The organism is Halobaculum limi (assembly GCF_029490015.1).
In the GTDB taxonomy this organism is placed as follows: Archaea; Halobacteriota; Halobacteria; order Halobacteriales; family Haloferacaceae; genus Halobaculum; species Halobaculum limi.
Window position 1 is genome coordinate 1828598 of sequence record NZ_CP120468.1, and the last position, 17569, is coordinate 1846166.

16 protein-coding genes are annotated in these 17569 nt (G+C 64.5%); 6 read left to right on the forward strand and 10 right to left on the reverse strand.

Features of this window, described 5'->3' with window-relative positions; genetic code table 11:
- Positions 1 to 45 precede the first annotated feature (45 nt).
- The 4 genes from P0D77_RS09115 to P0D77_RS09130 are packed head-to-tail and all read left to right on the forward strand — an operon-like array spanning position 46 to position 4560.
- Entirely contained in the window at positions 46 to 1152 is a 1107-nt protein-coding gene (locus P0D77_RS09115) for a branched-chain amino acid ABC transporter permease (protein WP_277552694.1), read from the forward strand.
- Complete coding sequence (locus tag P0D77_RS09120; protein ID WP_277552695.1) at positions 1149 to 2885, forward strand: branched-chain amino acid ABC transporter permease; 1737 nt, start codon at positions 1149 to 1151, stop codon at positions 2883 to 2885. Before P0D77_RS09115 ends, P0D77_RS09120 begins: the two co-directional genes overlap by 4 nt.
- A complete protein-coding gene (locus P0D77_RS09125) occupies positions 2882 to 3742 on the forward strand; it encodes an ABC transporter ATP-binding protein (RefSeq protein ID WP_277552696.1) in 861 nt (286 codons plus the stop codon). Before P0D77_RS09120 ends, P0D77_RS09125 begins: the two co-directional genes overlap by 4 nt.
- Positions 3739 to 4560 carry an ABC transporter ATP-binding protein gene (locus P0D77_RS09130; protein WP_277552698.1) on the forward strand — a complete coding sequence of 274 codons (822 nt, stop codon included), beginning with the start codon at positions 3739 to 3741 and terminating at the stop codon, positions 4558 to 4560. Before P0D77_RS09125 ends, P0D77_RS09130 begins: the two co-directional genes overlap by 4 nt.
- A gap of 163 nt (positions 4561 to 4723) precedes the next feature.
- On the opposite strand, the gene P0D77_RS09135 is transcribed toward P0D77_RS09130, so the two are convergent.
- The 5 genes from P0D77_RS09135 to sdhC form a co-directional block, all read right to left on the reverse strand.
- Positions 4724 to 4981: a MarR family transcriptional regulator gene (locus P0D77_RS09135; protein ID WP_432764796.1), complete on the reverse strand. Its 258-nt coding sequence runs from the start codon at positions 4979 to 4981 to the stop codon at positions 4724 to 4726.
- 248 nt (positions 4982 to 5229) lie between these two features.
- On the reverse strand, positions 5230 to 7074 hold the full coding sequence (locus P0D77_RS09140) for an FAD-binding protein (protein WP_277552700.1): 1845 nt from the start codon (positions 7072 to 7074) through the stop codon (positions 5230 to 5232).
- A gap of 130 nt (positions 7075 to 7204) precedes the next feature.
- Positions 7205 to 8107, reverse strand: coding sequence for a succinate dehydrogenase/fumarate reductase iron-sulfur subunit (locus P0D77_RS09145; RefSeq protein WP_277552702.1), 903 nt, complete (start codon positions 8105 to 8107; stop codon positions 7205 to 7207).
- Between the two features lie 3 nt (positions 8108 to 8110).
- Entirely contained in the window at positions 8111 to 8482 is a 372-nt protein-coding gene (locus P0D77_RS09150) for a succinate dehydrogenase hydrophobic membrane anchor subunit (protein WP_277552704.1), read from the reverse strand.
- A 2-nt stretch (positions 8483 to 8484) separates the two neighbouring features.
- On the reverse strand, positions 8485 to 8907 hold the full coding sequence (gene sdhC / locus P0D77_RS09155) for a succinate dehydrogenase, cytochrome b556 subunit (protein ID WP_277552706.1): 423 nt from the start codon (positions 8905 to 8907) through the stop codon (positions 8485 to 8487).
- Between the two features lie 196 nt (positions 8908 to 9103).
- On the opposite strand from sdhC, the gene P0D77_RS09160 reads away from it, so the two are divergent.
- Positions 9104 to 10009, forward strand: coding sequence for a DUF7351 domain-containing protein (locus P0D77_RS09160; RefSeq protein WP_277552707.1), 906 nt, complete (start codon positions 9104 to 9106; stop codon positions 10007 to 10009).
- Positions 10010 to 10206: 197 nt separating this feature from the next.
- On the opposite strand, the gene P0D77_RS09165 is transcribed toward P0D77_RS09160, so the two are convergent.
- From P0D77_RS09165 to P0D77_RS09175, 3 genes are all read right to left on the reverse strand, one after another.
- On the reverse strand, positions 10207 to 11553 hold the full coding sequence (locus tag P0D77_RS09165) for an AI-2E family transporter (protein WP_277552709.1): 1347 nt from the start codon (positions 11551 to 11553) through the stop codon (positions 10207 to 10209).
- A 110-nt stretch (positions 11554 to 11663) separates the two neighbouring features.
- A complete protein-coding gene (locus P0D77_RS09170) occupies positions 11664 to 13337 on the reverse strand; it encodes an ATP-binding protein (RefSeq protein WP_277552710.1) in 1674 nt (557 codons plus the stop codon).
- A gap of 120 nt (positions 13338 to 13457) precedes the next feature.
- Entirely contained in the window at positions 13458 to 13922 is a 465-nt protein-coding gene (locus tag P0D77_RS09175) for a DUF1269 domain-containing protein (RefSeq protein WP_321170534.1), read from the reverse strand.
- A gap of 306 nt (positions 13923 to 14228) precedes the next feature.
- Between P0D77_RS09175 and P0D77_RS09180 the strand changes: the two genes are divergently transcribed.
- Positions 14229 to 15584, forward strand: a complete 1356-nt coding sequence (locus P0D77_RS09180; protein WP_277552712.1) for a TIGR00341 family protein — start codon at positions 14229 to 14231, stop codon at positions 15582 to 15584.
- A 146-nt stretch (positions 15585 to 15730) separates the two neighbouring features.
- Here the strand turns inward: P0D77_RS09180 and P0D77_RS09185 are convergent, their stop codons facing one another.
- Both P0D77_RS09185 and P0D77_RS09190 read right to left on the reverse strand, forming a co-directional pair.
- A complete protein-coding gene (locus P0D77_RS09185; protein ID WP_277552714.1) occupies positions 15731 to 16339 on the reverse strand; it encodes an HdeD family acid-resistance protein in 609 nt (202 codons plus the stop codon).
- A 176-nt stretch (positions 16340 to 16515) separates the two neighbouring features.
- Positions 16516 to 17538 carry a succinylglutamate desuccinylase/aspartoacylase family protein gene (locus P0D77_RS09190; RefSeq protein ID WP_277552716.1) on the reverse strand — a complete coding sequence of 341 codons (1023 nt, stop codon included), beginning with the start codon at positions 17536 to 17538 and terminating at the stop codon, positions 16516 to 16518.
- Positions 17539 to 17569 lie beyond the last annotated feature (31 nt).

A 17569-nucleotide genomic window follows, 5' to 3' on the forward strand; every position in this document is an offset into this window, starting at 1 on the left:
GTTAAGTGCCTCGCGAATCGTCTCAAATCGTGAGAGAGTACAACAATGGGCATTAGCGAAACGTACGCACGTAGCAGGGACCTCGCCCTCAAGCGGCCATTCGTCCTCGTCGTGGTCGCCATCCTCGGGATCCTCGGGTTCGATATTGTCCGGCAACTGGCGTCGCCGGGCGGACTGTCTACGTCGCAATTGGCAACGTTCCTCTGGGACGGCCTCGTCGTCGGCCTTTCTATCGGGCTGGCCGGCGTTGGGCTGTCGATGACGTACAGTATTCTGAACTTCGCGAACTTCAGCCACGGCGACTACGTCACCTCCGGCGCGTTCGCCGGGTGGGCGGTCACGTGGCTGTTCGCTGGCGTCGGCCAGTTCGACCTGTCGACCCTGTTGTTCATCGGGTCGGTGTCGACGACGGATCTGGGCGTCTCTATCGTGTCGACGCCGCTTGCGATCCTCGCGGGCCTCATCGTCGCGGCGGTCTCGGCGGTGCTGCTCTCGCTGTTCATCGACCGGGTCGTATACAAACCGATGCGCGACGAGGAGGGCATCTCCCTGCTCATCGCCTCCATCGGGGTCGCACTCGCGCTTCGGTACACGATCTACATCGTGTTCGGACAGCGCACCCGGGGGCTGACGAACGCACAGTCGGTGCCGGAGTTCTCGATTGCGCTGGGTAGCGGATCGCTCGACATCGGCGGACACGAACTCACGCTCGTCGTCATCGCTGCGGCGCTCATGTTGGGCGTCCACCTCCTGTTGCAGACGACGAAACTCGGGAAGGCGATGCGTGCGATGGCCGACAACGAGGACCTCGCACGCGTCACGGGCATCCCGACCGAGCGCGTCGTCCGCTTCACCTGGATCATCGGCGGTGGCCTCGCGGGTGCTGGCGGGTTCCTCATTGCACTCGAGCGCGGTGCGATGAACTTCCAGTTCGGCTGGATCCTCCTGCTTCTCATCTTCGCGGCCGTCATCCTCGGCGGTATCGGATCCATCTACGGCGCGATGTTCGGCGGCATCACGATGGGCTTGGCACAGAGCCTCTCGCTGGTGTGGATTCCCAGCGAATTCTCCACCGTCGCCGCCTTCGCCGTTATGATCTTCGTCCTCCTGTTCAAGCCTGAAGGACTGTTCTCCGGGGTGACGACTGCATGAGTGGCGATACCGCCGAGCCGACCGCGGGATCGACCGAACCGGACACGAGCGACGCGGACGGGCGAGAGATTCCCGGCTGGACGCCGTATCGGCAGTGGTTCCGCCAGCAGTGGGCAGAAGGCGGCGCTGTCGCGTGGGGGACCGCGCTGGGACACCTCCTCGTGGGCGCGCTGGTGTTCGCGCTGGTGGTCGGGTTCGACCTCGGCTCGCTGCCCATCGGCGGGAGTCTCGTGTGGTTCGTCTACCTCGCGGTGACGGTCGCCGTCCTGTACGCCGCAACCGCACCGCCGGCGGAGCCGTACGTGGCGTGGCTCGAAGACCGCTGGATGGATTCTGACGCCGACAAACTCCTCATCATTCTCGGACACGTCGTCGTCATCTTCTTCCTGTTCGCGGTCGCACTCGGCCTCCCGTTCAACGGCCTCGCGGGCGCTATCGGCTCGGTGTTGTTCTTCACCGCCGTCTACGCGATGATGGTGCTGGCGCTGAATCTCCACTGGGGGTACGCCGGCATCTTCAACATCGGTATCGCGGGCTTCATGGCCGTCGGCGTGTACGTGATGGCGATCCTCTCGACGCCCGTCGACGCTGGGCCGACCGGCGTCCCCGGACTCGGCCTACCGCTCCCCATCGGCATCGTCGGCGGGGTGCTCGCTGCGTCCGTCGTCGGCCTCGTCGCCGCGCTTCCCGCGCTCCGACTGCGTGCCGACTACTTCGCTATCGTCACGGTCGCGCTCTCGGAGATCATTCGCCTGACGCTCAACTCTCGCGCGTTACAGGAGTTCACGGTTGCGGGCATCACGACCGGGACCGGGGGTGCGACCGGTAAGACGATGCCGGGCAACCCAGTGCGGTTGCTGTTCTACGAGAGTTTCGACCCCGGCGCGGCGCCGGCGTTGCTCGGGTCGGTGCTGTTCCCGCTGTTCGAGGGACTCCGGGTGACGCTCATCCCACCGAACTCGTTCCTGCTCGGCGTCGTTCCGCTCCCCGAGTTCACGCTCGACTTGGTCGTCGAACCGCCCGTGATCGTCAACTGGGCGTACGTCGCCGTCCTGTTCGCGTTCGTCGGCCTGTTCTACGTCCTGCTGGTTCGAACCGGGAACTCCCCGTTTGGTCGCGTGCTGAAAGCGATCCGCGAAGACGAAATCGTCGCGCAGTCGCTCGGCAAGGACACGCGGAAGTTCAAGATCGTCGCGTTCATGTTCGGCTGTGGGCTGATGGGGCTGGGCGGCATCCTCTGGCAGGGGAGTCAGGGGTTCACCAACCCCGGCGCGTTCCGGCCGATCATCACGTTCTACATCTGGGTCGCGCTGATCATCGGCGGCGCTGGCTCCAACACCGGGAGCGTTCTCGGCGGTGCGCTGTTCGCCGGCCTCATCTGGGAAGGGCCGGTGTACGTGCGCCGTGTCCTCACCAACTTCGTCGACTTCGGCGACACGCCGTCAACGTTCCCCGCGGCCATCGGACCGTTCGTCGAGGGAGAGGTGCTCCCGTTCCTCGCGTATATGATGGGCAACATCTCTGCGCTCCGATTCATCCTCGTGGGTGTCATCCTCGTCGTGTTGATGCAGACCCGTCCGGAGGGCCTACTCGGCCACCGGAAAGAGGAGGCCGCAGCGATTCCGCTGACGCGTCCCGCAGGAAGCGGCGGCGGCGGAAAGGGTGCCACCGACCCGGTCGCGGACGGCGGCAGCGGCCACACGACCGACTCGGCGGACGGAGGTGACCAATGAGTACCGACACCGACACCACGGCAGAGACGGACGGAGCGACAGACCAAGGCGGTGCCGCGGCGGCCCCGCAGGGCGCGCGCGACCACGAGGACCACCCACTGGTCGTCGAGAACCTGCGCAAGACGTTCGGTGGCATCACCGCCGTCGACGACGCGAGTTTCTCCGTCGCGGAGGGGTCGCTCACGGGCCTCATCGGCCCCAACGGCGCCGGGAAGTCGACGACGTTCAACTGCATCACGGGCGTCCACACGCCTACATCTGGCCGGGTGACGTTCCGCGGGAACGACATCACAGGAATGGAGCCTCACGAGATTGCCCAGCAGGGCCTCGTGCGGACGTTCCAGATCGCACGCGAACTCCCAGATATGACCGTGCTGGAGAATATGATGCTCGCACCGGCGGCACAGCGTGGCGAGCGACTGAGTTACTCGCTGCTACCGGGCCTGCGCGACCGCGTCATCGAACAGGAGGAGGAACTACTCGAACGCGCGTGGCAGCAGTTGGAGTTCTTCGAGATAGACCACCTCGCGGAGGAGTACGCGGGGACGCTCTCGGGCGGCCAGCGCAAACTGCTGGAGATGGCGCGCGCGCTGATGACCGACCCCGAGATGGTGTTGCTGGACGAACCGCTTGCAGGCGTGAACCCCACACTCGAGGAGAAACTCCTCGACCGCGTCCACGAACTCCGGGAGATGGGGAACACGTTCCTGTTCGTCGAACACGATATGGACGTCATCATGAACAACTGCGAACACGTCATCGTCATGCATCAGGGGTCGGTGCTCGCGGAGGGCACGCCCGAACAGGTCACCGCCGACGAACGCGTCGTCGAGGCGTACCTCGGAGGTGACGTATGAGCGCCGACGACGCTGTCGCTGAAGTCGACGCGGACGCCGAGAGCGACGCTGCGACTGCCGTGGACGACGCGACCACCGGGGCGACCCGCGCGAGCGACGCGGCGTTCCCGGAGGACAGCCTCCTCCGCGTCCGCGACTTAGACGCTGGCTACGGCGACCTCCAGATCCTCACTGACGTCGATATGGACGTGGGCGACGGCGAGTACGTCACCATCGTCGGTCCGAACGGCGCTGGCAAGTCGACCGTGATGAAGTCCGTCTTCGGGTTGACGACGTACATGGGTGGCACCGTCGAGTTCGCGGGCGAACAGATCCACGGCCTCCCGCCCGAAGAGATCATCCACCAAGGGATCGGTTACGTCCCACAGAACGACAACATCTTCGAGAGCCTCACGGTCCGCGAGAACCTCGAGATGGGCGCGTACATCCTCGACGAGGTCCCCGAAGATCAGATCGAGTGGGTGTACGACCGATTCCCGATCCTAGAGGAGCGTTCGACACAGCGTGCGGGGACGATGTCCGGCGGGCAACGGCAGATGCTCGCGATGGGCCGAGCGCTGATGCTCGACCCCGACCTGCTTCTCCTCGACGAACCCAGTGCCGGCCTCGCACCGGACCTCGTCCAGGAGATGTTCGACCGTATTGACCGCATCAACGACGACGGCACGGCCATCATGATGGTCGAGCAGAATGCGAAACAGGCACTCCGGCGGTGTGACCGCGGCTACGTCCTCGTGAACGGCGAGAACGCGTACGTCGACACCGGCGAGGCACTCCTCAACGACGAACAGGTCCGCAAGGACTTCCTCGGCGGGTAACCCGCCGGACGCACCGCAGGGCCGGTGAGCCAGCGACCTGCGGTACCGCTGTTTACCTCTCTCTTTCCGACCGATCCCCGTAGCCGCCGTTCCCTCGTGACTCGCCTGTGGATAGCATCGGCTTCGAAGCCGTGACAGGTGCCTGAGCAGCAGAAAAAGTCCGTTACGCCAGCGCGTAGCGACCGTCGGTCTTCTCGACGTGACCGGCCTCGCGAAGCGTCTTGAGGATGGAGTACAGCGAGATGCGCTTCATCGACAGACCGTCACAGAGGTCGTCCTCGTCGACCGCACCGTGTGTCGCGAGATACAGATAGACGAGTTTCGCGCGGGGGGACGACACTTCGTTCGGAACGTGCGTCATCGGCGTCGCCTCGGCCTCGGGGTCGGTCGTTTCGCGGTGGTCGGCGTGCGTGGTTGCCATCTTACTTCCACCCTGTTGTTCGACACCCGTAAAACTGTGGTACGACATTCGTCGAAGCGGCACGAGCAGGCGTGAGGAGGCCGATTTCTGGCTGCACGAGGAATTCATTCGATCTCGAATCAATAGTTATTCGGCGGCTAGCCGTGAGAAATTCGACTCCTGACGGGATTATCGCGGTGAAAAATCGGACCGGTACGAACGATCGGGTGGACCGCTGGCGGACGCGACGGAGTGTGCGAATGTGGGTGTCAGTACGAGCGAATCTTCGGTTCGTACTCTTTGTCCTCGCCCTCGAGGATGACCGGCTTGTACCACAGTTCCGGCGTGCCGTCGTTCCACGACAGCATCGTGTGCTTGAGCCACTCCTCGTCGTTCCGTTCCTGCGCCTCCGCGCGCCAGTGTGCGCCGCGGAACTCCTCGCGTGCGAGTGCCCCGAGCGTGATTGCCTCGGCGGTGTCGAGGATGTTGCGCGTCTCGATGGTCTGGATGAGGTCGGTGTTGAACGTCCGCGAGGGGTCTTTCACGAACACGTCGCGGTAGCGCTCACGTGCCTCCGCGATGTCTTCGAGCGCCTGCTTGAGACCCTCCTCTTCGCGGAACACGTTGACGTTCCTCGTCATCGACTTCTGGACCTTCGAGCGAATCTCGGCGTGCTGGACGCCGTCCTCGCGGTCCATCAACTTCTGGATGCGAGCGCGCTCGTTCTTCACCGCGTACTCGACGACGTCGTGGCCGTTCGCGGACCCGGCGTCCGCGGCGACGCCACCGTCGGCGACCGCGTCGCCCGCGGGTTCGACCTCGCCGGGTTCGACCGGGGAGTCGACCTCGCCCAGTTCGTACTCGCCACGCTGGCCGGTCTCGATTTTCGCCGCCTCCATCTCCTTGCCTGCAGCGTGTTGACCGGCACGCTTGCCGAAGACGATGAGTTCCGGCAGCGCGTTACCGCCGAGACGGTTCGAACCGTGAACCGACGCACAGGCGCACTCGCCAGCGGCGTACAGGCCGCCGACGCACGTCTCGCCGTTCTCGTCGGTTTCGATGCCGCCCATCGCGTAGTGCTGGCCGGGCTTGACCGGCATCGGCTCTTTCAGGCCGTCGACGCCCTCGAAGTCCTTCGCGAGGTGGAGGATGTTCTCCAGGCGGTCGATGATGCGGTCTTCGCCGAGGTGACGCATGTCGAGGTGGACGTACTCGTCGTCGATGCCACGCCCCTCGTTCACCTCGCTGAGTTCCGCCCGCGAGACGACGTCGCGCGAGGCGAGTTCGCCCGCGTTGCTCGCGTAGCCGTACTCGAACATGAAGCGCTCACCCTCCGAGTTGTAGAGGATGCCGCCCTCGCCGCGGACACCCTCGGAGATGAGGACGCCCGTACTCGGCAGGCTGGTCGGGTGGAACTGGATGAACTCCATGTCCTCGATGGGGACGCCCGCGCGGTAGGCCATCGCGACGCCGTCACCGGTGTTGGAGACGGCGTTGGTGGTGTGGTCGAACACCTGGCCGAGACCGCCCGTCGCGAGGATGACACCCTCTTTGGCACGGAAGCCCGACAGTTCGCCGCTCTGGATGTCGTAGGCGACGACGCCGTGGCAGGTGCGGTCTTCGGGGCGCTCCTCGTCGGTGACGGCCAGATCCGAGACGTACCACTCGTCGTAGACGGTGATGCCGCGTTTCACCAACTGTTCGTACATCGTGTGCAGCAGTTGGTGGCCCGTCTCTGCGCCCGCGTACGTCGTGCGCGGGAACGAGAGACCGCCGAACGGCCGCTGGGAGACGCGCCCGTCGTCTTCGCGGGAGAACGCCATTCCCCAGTGTTCGAGTTGGATAACTTCCTTCGGCGACTCCTTACAGAGCGCCTCGATTGCGGGGGCGTCGCCGAGGTAGTCAGACCCCTTCATCGTGTCGTAGGCGTGGTCTTGCCACGAGTCTGCCTCCCGAAGCGCGGCGTTGATGCCGCCCTCCGCCGCCCCGGTGTGGCTTCGCACCGGGTGGAGCTTCGAGACGATTGCCACGTCCGCACCTTCCTCCTGGGCGGCGATAGCAGCGCGGAGTCCCGCGCCGCCTGCGCCGACCACGATGACGTCGTGTTCGTACATTGTGTGTCGTGTGTTGTGTCGTGTTCGCGTCGTGTATCCGTTCGTCCGCTCGGTCGCCAGCACCCCGCGATTCGTCGGTACAATTGCTTGGGGTTCCGGCTACTTCAATCGCGTGCTGAGGCGGGTGAGCCTACCAGAACTTCAGGTTGCTCTTGACCGCCTCGCGCTTGAGTTCTTGGATGTGCTCGGTCAGCGGGATGTCCTTCGGGCACACCTCGGTACACGAGAACTGGGTCTGACATCTCCAGACGCCATTCTCCTGTTCGAGGATGTTCAGCCGGTGTTGCTTGCGGTCCTCACCCTCGCGTTCGTCCATCGCGAAGCGGTACGCCTTGTTGATCGCGGCGGGGCCGAGGTACTCGTTGTTGCCCGCGGCGATGTTGCACGAGGACATACACGCGCCACACCAGATACACCGCGTCGACATCTTCACCTTCTCGCGGTTCGCCCGCGTCTGGCGCTGCTCTTCGAGTTCGCCGTCGGGGAGTTCGTCGGCGTCGAAGTACGGTTCGACTGCCTCCATCTGGTCGTAGAAATGGTCCATGTCGACGACCAGGTCTTTCTCGACGTCGGCGTGCGGGAGCGGTTCCACGCGCACCGGTTCGTCGAGGTCGGACAACTGCGTCTTACAGCCGAGTCGCTGTGAGCCGTTGACGAACAGCGCGTCCGACCCGCAGATGGCCTGCCGGCAGGAGTGCCGGAAGGTGAGCGAGGAGTCGAAGGTGTCCCGCGCGTAGATGAGCGCGTCGAGGACGGTCATCCCCTTCTTGAACGGGACGTGGAAGTCGTCGAAGCGTGGCTCCTGTTTCCCGGCTACTTCGGGGTCGTAGCGGAACACCTTGAGGTGGTAGGTGTCCTCTTCGCGGTCGGCGCGTTCTTCGGCCTCCTTGCGGGCGCGCTCCTCGCGGTCGGCGCGCCCTTCGGCCTTCTTTCGCATCCGGTCTTCTTGTGCGTGCGAGAGCGACTCTCGCTGTTCGACGCCGTCGTCTTCGGTCTCCGTCTCGGTCTCCGGTTCTGGAACTTGCGTGCTCATGGATCAGAAGGTGGGGAAGCCCGCCCAGGCGTTTGCGGTGCGGATCCCCTGGACGACGAGCACGAGGCTCGCCGCGATCAGCGTGTACTTGACGACCTGTTTCTTCGTGCCTGAGAGGCCCTGGTTCTCGAGGGCGTTGTAGACGCCGTTGACGCCGTGGAACGTCGCGGTGACGAGGAACAGCACCATCAGCGAGTAGTAGGTGAGGTCCGTCATCCGTGCGCTCGACGCGAGGAACGACACCTCGTCGGCGTGGTTGACGAAGTGGAGGAGGAAGAAGTGGAACGCCAACACGACGACGAGGAACCCGGCGGTGATGCGCTGCCACAGCCAGCGTCGACCGCCTTTCTGGAAGGATGAGTAGCGCTCTGCCATCGTTAGAACACCCCCGAGAGGAACGTCGGCACCGACGCGACGACGATAGCGCCCGTCAAGATCAGCGACGCGTAGAAACTCTTGTCTTGGCTGTCGAGTCCGATTCCCAGGTCGACCAACAGCAGGCGGCAGCCGTTGAGGATGTGGAACACGGCGACCGCGAGCAGTCCGACTTCGAGAATACGGACGACGAGCAGACTCTCCAGCGTGGTGATCACGGTGGTGTAGACGTCGTTCTCGGCCGCGATGGCCTGCGTCTGCCCCGCCGCAGAGATGGCTGTACTTAATACGGCGATGTGGGTGAACAGGTAGCCCACGAGCACCCAGCCCGTGAACTTGTGGAACACCCAGGCCCACATCCCAGCGGAGAACTCCCGCCACCGGCCGAAGTCCTCCACGAGGCCCCGGTCATACGACTGGCTCATACGTCAGTCTCTCCGGCCTACGGTGGTATAGTAGTTACGTGACGGGGTCGCATACGACCCCGCCAGTCGACGATGTCGCCGGCAGATTCACTCGCTTCCGAGTCTATTACGATCGTCGAGGTGACCGCCGTCGACTGTGCCGGTTGCCGTGGCTCGTGTCCTGTAGGATTATGTCCGTAGGCGAGGATGTCGGGCTATGAGTCGACAGCGCATCGGTCCCGCGGAGGAAGCGTTCTCGTTTCTCGGCGACGGACTACGGCTTGCGATTCTACAGGCACTCGCGGAGCGTGAAACCGACGCTGGTCCCCGCGAACGGACGATAGCGTACAGCGACCTCCGACGGGCGGTCGGCGAGCGTGACAGCGGGAAGTTCAATTTCCACCTCAGGAAGCTGACCGGCCGGTTCGTCACCCGCACCGACGACGGCTATCGTCTCCGGGAGCCAGGGCGGGAGGCGGTTCGACTGTTGGAACGTGGCGTCGTCGACGCCGAGGCGAACTTCGAGTCGACCGACGTCGACGAGTCGTGCCCGCTGTGCGGGGCAGGCATCAGGGTCGTCTACGACGACCACCACATACTCACGACGTGTGACACCTGTGCAGGACTATTCGGGATGGACGGCTGTCCGTCGGGAACGATCACCGGCGCCGTGCTCCCACCTGCGACCGTCGACGGTCGCGACCCAGAGTCGCTGTTCTACCGCGCCCACCGCGTCTTGGAGCGACGGCTGCACGATATGGTCGACGGCGTCTGCCTGGAGTGCGGTGGCGACGTCGTCGCCAACCTTCGGTACTGTGACGATCACGAGTCGTCGGCCGAGCGGACCTGCACAGCGTGCAACACTAGCTACCCTGCCCTCGCCGAACTGGTGTGTGAGACCTGTGGTCGCGGACGCGTGACGCACCCGCTGTTCGGCAATCCCGACGTCGGCGACGACGTGTGCCCACCGCCAGTCCGCGACGGTGACCTGACGGCGTGGGACCGGTTCTACGCGGCGCTCTCGTGGTCAGTCAACCCCAGCGAACGCGGCGAACTCGCCTTCCAGCACCCTGACCACGGTCGGCGACTCGTCGTCGACAGCGAATTGAACCTCGTCGGCTAATCTTGCGTCGCCGCCGCAACCGTTCGCGGCTTCCTCCGGTTCGCATCTGCTCACCGTCTGTCTCTGGTCCGGGACGAGCGTCCTCAGTCTCGACCGACAGCCTCGGGACGGCAGTGACCGACGAGGGATTGTCTGAGCCGTCGACTGGCACGGCCCACGCTATCGAAGGGTCGTGACCGTCGCAGCCGTCCTCGCTCCTACGACGACGACTCCTCACCAGCGTCGGTGAGGCGTTCCTCGACGGTGTCGATGTCCGCGTTCGACGCGCCGAACGCTGGGTCCGTCGGTGGGTCCGGGTCGTCTGTCGACTCCGTCCCTGCGTCGTCCGCCTGCACCGCCACAGCGTCGACCGTCGGGCCGACTGCAGGCGAGTCCACCACGTTGGCCTCAGGGTCGAGGAGCCACGGGAAGAGGATCCGTCCGAACTCGAATAGCAGGACGAACAACAGTGGCGCGAGGAAGATGCCGTACCACCCGAACAGGAGCGGTCCGAGGGTGTACGCGAGCATCACGCTCCCGACGTGGAGTGTCCGGCCGCTGACGTACGGGCGGAGCAACTGGTCGGGGATGTAGTCGACGACGACGAACGAGACGGCGAGGAACAGGATCGGGAACCAGACCGCCTGCGGGTCGAACCACGCCGCACGCACGAGGAGGTAGCCACCGACCGGCCACGTGACGATCTTGATGCCGATGACCGGAACGAGGCTGGCCGCGCCGACGAGGAGGCCGAGGAACGCCGCCTGTGGAATCACGGTCGTCGTCGGGGCGACGAGGTTGAGCAGCGTGTAGACGACCGCCGCGAGCACTCCCGTCAGCAGGGCGTTGAGGATGTTTCCGAAGTAGACGTTGTGGAGGTCGGTGTCGACGGTCCGAAAGTACGTGTCGAGCACGCTGTCGTCGGCGACGAAGGAGGTCCGGGCCCAGCGAGCGATGCGGTAGTCGTCTTTGAGCAGGTAGAACACGACGATGAGCACGATGAACGCGTGGATGCCGACGTTGAACGCCACGCCGAGCCACGCGGCCAGCGACCCGAGGATGTCGCCGACGATCGGGCCGAGTTCGAGATCCGAGAGCGTCGTCGGGTCGGCGATGGCAGCCTCGACGGTAGCCCCGACGTCCGCGACGACGCCGGCGATGTCGAGATACGGTTGTGTGACCGCTGCCACGTCGGCGAACGCATCGGAGTTGAGTTGGTCGTTCAGGGCGTTCACGAGGATGGCGACCGCCCAGCCGACGATAGCGAGCAACGGCAGAGCGGCGACGACGAGCGTGACGCCGACCGCGAGCGTCCGTGAGGCGATCCGTGTGTGGATCCGGCGGAACACGGGGCGTGTGACGTAGTAGACGAACATCGCCACTGCGAGCGTTCCGACGTACCGCCACCCGACGTACACGAGAGCGGAGATGGCCACGAGAGCGGCCACCCACAGCGCGATTCGCATTCGGTCGATACGGATCGAACCGAGGCTCTCGGCCGCTTGGGTCAGGCGTCGCTCTCGCGATCCAGTCTCTGCCGACGCCTCAGATGTGTCTTCAGCCATTGATGAATCGAGCGAACTCGTGTTCTTGATCGTCGGGCGAGATCATAGCCGTATCGACGGTATCGGGCCGTTCAGGGTGCCCGTTGACTTCGTTCGGGCAAGCAGCGGCGCTACGCACGGCGTCTCGCCCACGTGGTCGGCACGTCGCTGCCGCCTTCCTCTGACAGTCGCCCTTCGAAGGCGGCGACGGTGGGGTTCTGGACGATTCGTCCGGCGAGTACCGTCTCCCCGAGGTCGAACTTGTTCGCCTCTGCGAGCAGACTCGCAGGCACCTGTGAGAACGCCGCCGACAGGTGATCTAGGTCTGCCTGCGAGTTCATCCGCATCAACACGAGGTTGCTGCACTGCGAGAGGACGTTGTCGTGTATCTTCCCGGGTCGCTGCGTCGAGAGGAGGAGATACAGGCCGAACTTGCGACCCTCCGCTGCGATGCGGTCGACCGTCGCGGCCGACGTGGCGACCAAGTCGTCGGTCGGGTCGGCGGGGCAGACGTTGTGAGCCTCGTCGACGACGACGAGCGTCGGCCGTCGTCGCGTGCGGTCGTGCCAGAGGTGGGTCAACACAGCGTTCGCGACGACCGACTTCTCCGACGGCGACCCGAGCGTCCCGATATCGACGACGAGACAGCGCCAGTCGTCGCCGTCGAGGGTGTCGGTGAGCGACGGGTCACCCGGCGAGCACCACACGTCCCAGTCAGCGAGGTCGAGGTTCTGGATGCGCAACCCCAACTGGCGTGCCTCGGCCGTGTAGTCGTGCGCGATGGCCTCTCGAACGTCCTCCCACGAGTACTCCCGGTCGCCAAGTCGTTCGACGACCTGCCGGAACGCGTTGAACTCCGCACGGTCGTCCAACGGGTCCAGTTGCAGCACCGTCGCCTGTTCGCTCTGGCTGAGGTCTCCAAACCGGACGCGCAACGGCTCCTCGTCGGCGGCGGCGACCGACGCAGGACGGAACACCCGAAGGCCGGTCGTCGCCTCGCGGTATCGCTCCGCGAGTCGGTCGTACGCCGCAGCAGAGAGCGGTTCAGACCGGAAGCGATTGACCTCCTCGCGTGGGCGCAGACGGTTCAGGCGGACGAAGTCGGAGTTCGGGTCGATGATGACGACGCGGAGGTCGGTTTCCAAGAGCAACTGCTCTAACACGATTCCGAGCGAGAACGTCTTGCCCGACCCGGACTGGCCACAGAGGAACGTGTGGCGGTTGAACCCGCCCGCGTCGAGGTGGACCGGCGCGGACCCGTCGACGTACAGCGCTCGGGCGACGGGCAGGCTTGCGGTACGCTCGGACCCGCCGAGGTAGCGGTTCACCACGTCCGGTTGTGCGAGGTCAACCGTCGCGTTTCGGAACGTGTCGGTGTTCGTCGTCCCGCGAATGGCGTCGTCGGTCACCCGACCCAAGAGTACGCCGCTCCCCTCCAGTGTCAACACGCGAAGTTGGTTGGTGACGGCGGCGAGGCTCATCCCCTCCGGGACGAACGCTCGTTGCTCGTCGCCCAGTTCGAAGCCGAGTTCCGGCCCCTTGCGTTTGACGACGGCTTTCGTGGTGACCTGCCCGAGGTACTCGCGGTTGTCCGTCGTCTGGAGGCGGACGTACGACCCAATGGGTGCGGGAAGCGACAAGGGAGCCTCGTAGTCGAACGTCCGCCCGTCCGTCGAGTAGGCGACCTGCGCGACGTTTTTCGTGGCCTGTTCTTCGATGTAGTCGTAGAGGGCGCGGAAGTCCCCACGTAGCGTCTCGAACGCTTGTTCGCTCGAGCGTGTCTCGTCTGTATCGTTATCTGTCATTGTGGTGGATCTGTGCTGGCTCCGCGACAGACTGTGTCTGGAGAACTGTTCGCTTCGCGACAACCGAGGGTGTCGAGTGACGACTCCCGAAATAATACGACCGGTCGGTTCGCGACGGAACTACCCGGAGACTTCCTCGGCGGCGAACGCCTCACGGAGGCGGTCCTCGTCTTCGGGCGAGAGGTTGGTCTCGACGATGTCGAACTCGTACTCCGACAGTTCCTCTTTGATCCGGTCCATCTGAGCGTCGCGGGCGAGGAGGAACAGCGCCGAGGAGCCAGGTCCGACCGTCTCTGCCACCTCGTCGATGAACTTGTCGTCGATGCCAATGTCGGTGAACTTGCCGCCCAGCGCCCCCGACACCGCGCCGATGGCCATCCCGAGCCACGGCATCCAGAAGATGACGCCGATGAGCAGGCCCCAGAATGCGCCGCCGAGGGCACCCGCACCGACGAGGCTGTGGGCCTGTTTCACTTTCACCTGCCCGCTCTCCTTGCGGACGGCGACGGCGGCGTCCTCTATGGTGATCAGTTCGCGTCGCTGGAGGTCGTACAACTCTTCGCGCATCTGTTCGGCTTGGTCCATCGCGTCGAACGCGAGGACAACTAGTGAACTCATATGTTGGCCATCTTAACAGTCTGTACAGAGCGTATTATATCCTTATTCTGATATGATTGCAGACTGACTATCGAATGGGATACGATAGCTACACGCGGGGGCTGATCTCCACCCGGATCACTCTCGAACGCGGTAGCAGTGCCGTCTCGGCCGGTAGATCCGACGACCGCTTCACCGAGGTCTTCATCGAGATGCTGTCGCCTCAGCGTACCCGATTGTCACTCTTGTCAACTCGGCGGATTGTTTATGTCGTCGACTATCGTTATCGTTCGTATGCGTCTGGTTCAAGTGTTGATCCCCGAAGGAAAGCGAGCCAGCGTCGTCGAGACGCTGGACGAGTTGGGGATCGACTACGCCCTGTTCGACGAGGTCGGACGAGGTGACTTCGAGGCGATGGTGCAGTACCCGGTACCGCCGAGCGGGGTCGAACCAGTGATGGAAGCGCTCGTCGACGCGGGAATTCGCGAAGACAGTTACACTATCGTCTTGCCGACGGAGACAGTCGTCTCCCAGCGACTCTCCGCGTTGGTCGAGCGGTTCCCCGGACTCCGCATCTCTCGTGAGGAACTGTACGCGCGGGCACAAGACCTCGCCCCAGCGAACTCGACGTTCTTCGCGTTCCTCATCCTCAGTACGATCATCGCAGCCACCGGACTCCTCCTCGACTCGGCGGCGACCATCATCGGTGCGATGGTCGTCGCACCCCTGATGGGCCCGGCTATCTCCGCGAGCGTGGGAACCATCCTCGACCACCCACAGATGAGGAAGCGCGGTGTCAGACTCCAGGTGACAGGCCTCCTCGCCGCCGTCGTGACCGCCGCAGTCCTCGGGTGGCTGTTACAACAGACGATCCTCATCCCGCCAGGCCTCGACATCCGGACGGTCCCACAGGTGGCCGAGCGAACGAGCCCGAACTTCCTGTCGTTGTTCCTGGCCCTCGGGTCGGGTATCGCCGGTGCGCTCAGTATTATGCGCGGGTCGGGGTCGACGCTGGTCGGCGTCGCCATCGCCGTCGCCCTCGTCCCGCCCGCTGCCACCTCCGGCCTCGGCATCGCGTTCGGCCTGCCCGGCGTCGCCATCGCGGGGTTCGTCCTCGTCGTCGTAAACCTCCTTGCGATCAACCTCTCGGCACTGTTGCTGTTCTACCTCGCGGGGTTCAAACCGCTCGACTCAGGGCAGTTCGAGGGAGTCAGATCGTCGGTGTTCTCACGGATCGCAACTATCGCTATCGGCATCGCAGTTCTCTCGCTGGTGCTCGGTGCGGTCACGTTCACCACCTTTCAAGCCCAGTCGTTCGAACAGCGAACCCAAGCGGAGATGCAGAAGATATTCGACGAGGCAAACATCGAGGGCGTCGAACTCGCCAGCGTCACCGTCGACTACGAACCAGTCGACATTCTTCTCGGGAATGAGCCGCAGGTCGACGTCCTCGTCGCCGTCCCGCGCGACCTCGACGTACCACCGGACATCGCACAGCGGTTCGACGACCGACTGACGCAGGAACTCGGGCGTGACGTGGTCGTTCGCGTGGGTTTCATCGAGGCACAGGTGTCGGAACGGGAGGATCCGCGACCGCCGCTTGGGTGGCCGTCCATCTCTGCGTCTGCTGCGCCTCGCCCTGCGATCTGAGCTGGCGTTTCAGTAGTGACAGTCAGACGGTTATCCGAGCGCCGAACCGACACAGGAGGTGACCGTGAGCGTCGGGCGGCGTCAGCGGTCGCTGGGAACTGCTCGAGTGTGAGAGAACACGAAAACGGCTACAGGTCGAGGTGCGATCAGGCGGCGGCCGCGCTCGGCGTCTCGGCCTGCGCCGTGCGAGCGCCGTTGCCCACGACGATCATCGACACGCCGGTCGAGAGGAGGTTGACCCCGAACAGCAGGCCCAGCGCCCACACCGCGGTCGACGGGAACCCGGCGAACAGCATCCCCGCGAGGACCAGCGAGAGTAGGCCCGCTCCGGCCGACCAGAGCCACCCGCGCTCGTTTCGGAGCGACCACGCGAAGTACAGGAGGACAAGCCCTTCAACGAAGAAGTAGCCGATCACGAGCAGCGTCAGCGTCGCGAGCGAGACGATCGGATTGACGAGCATCACGATCCCTGCGACGAGGTACACGAGCGCGAGGATCACCTCACCGAGTGCGCCCTTCCATCCCGACGCCGAGAACGCGTGGGCGATGTGGACGAACCCTGCGACCGTCAGGGCGGCCCCGAAGAACACCGCAATCGTCAGCGACGAGACCAACGGGAACAAGATTGCGCCGATCCCGAGGACTCCCAGGATGCCGCCGACGATCATCAGGTTCCGGCCCTCGTTCTTGAGCAGGTACTGGAGCGATGCGTCGGACTCAGCCAGTTCGGCCTCTACCGGAGTTTCAGCGGACATATTCAACACACTAGTTCGTCGAGAACGCTCATAACGCAGACACTTCACAGTCGATACAGTTCAAGCCGGGTACGGCCGGACGCGCGCGACGGTCACCCGTGGCGGTCGACGCTCCAAGTCGTCGATCCGTACCGCAGTCTTCGTCGACACGGAATATGGTCGTATCGTCGGTCGAGTCAGTTGATCGACCCGGTCGGACTCTGTTGGAGTTCCACCACACGCCGCGTCCGTTGGTCGAGTTCGACGAGGTGACACAGCGGGTTTCCCGGGTAGACGACCGGGTTCTCCAACACGCCCACGAGGAGGCCGGTGAACGGCGCTTCGACGGTCACGTTGTCGTCTTTGAACGGGTTCGTGATCGTACAGACGGTGTCGCCCTCGTGGACGAGTGATCCGTACTCGAAGTGCATATCCACCATCCCGCCGGCGTCGGCGCGGAGCCACGTCTTCTCCCGTTCGTCGGTGATGACGGTCCGCCACCCGGGCCAGCGGACCCGCTCGGCTTCGAGCATCCCGTACTCTGCGAACACCGACCGGACGCCAGTGAGTGCCTCGTCGATGAGGTCGCGTTGGAAGCGGTGCGCCTCGCCCATCTCTAGGGTGATGACAGCGATGTCGTCGACGACCGCCTCCGTGCGGAGCATCCCCGACGCGCCCTCGCTGTCGATGATGACGTTCGTCCCGTACGCACGCGCGAGGCGTTCGACCGCGGGGTCGCTCATATCTGCCCGCGCGTGGATCATATTCGTCCGTCCCCGCGTCGACGTGTGGAAGTCGAGGCCGAAGTCACACGGTTGGATGAAGTTGCGGTAGATGCGCGCGGCCATCCGCTTGGCGCTCGTCGAGTCGGCCGCGCCGGGGAACGACCGATTCAGGTCGCGGTCGTACACGGGGAGGTAGCGTTGCTGGGCGAGAAATCCCGGAACGTTCAACACGGGTAGACAGATGAGCGTGCCCGACAACTCCGAGAGGTCCCACTCGTGTGCCACCTCACGCACCACCTCGATGCCGTTGAGTTCGTCGCCGTGGGCGGCCGCAGAGAGAAACGCGGTCGGTCCAGATCGTTCGCCGTTGATGATCGTCACCGGAATACGGACGGGGTCGCCGAGATACGTCTCCGACACCACGAACCGTATGTTCTGTTGCTCGCCGGGGCCGACCCTGCCGCCGTTGTAGGTAAATGACCCGTCGTCGCTCATAGTCGCCGGTCGGCACGCGAACGGATAAACC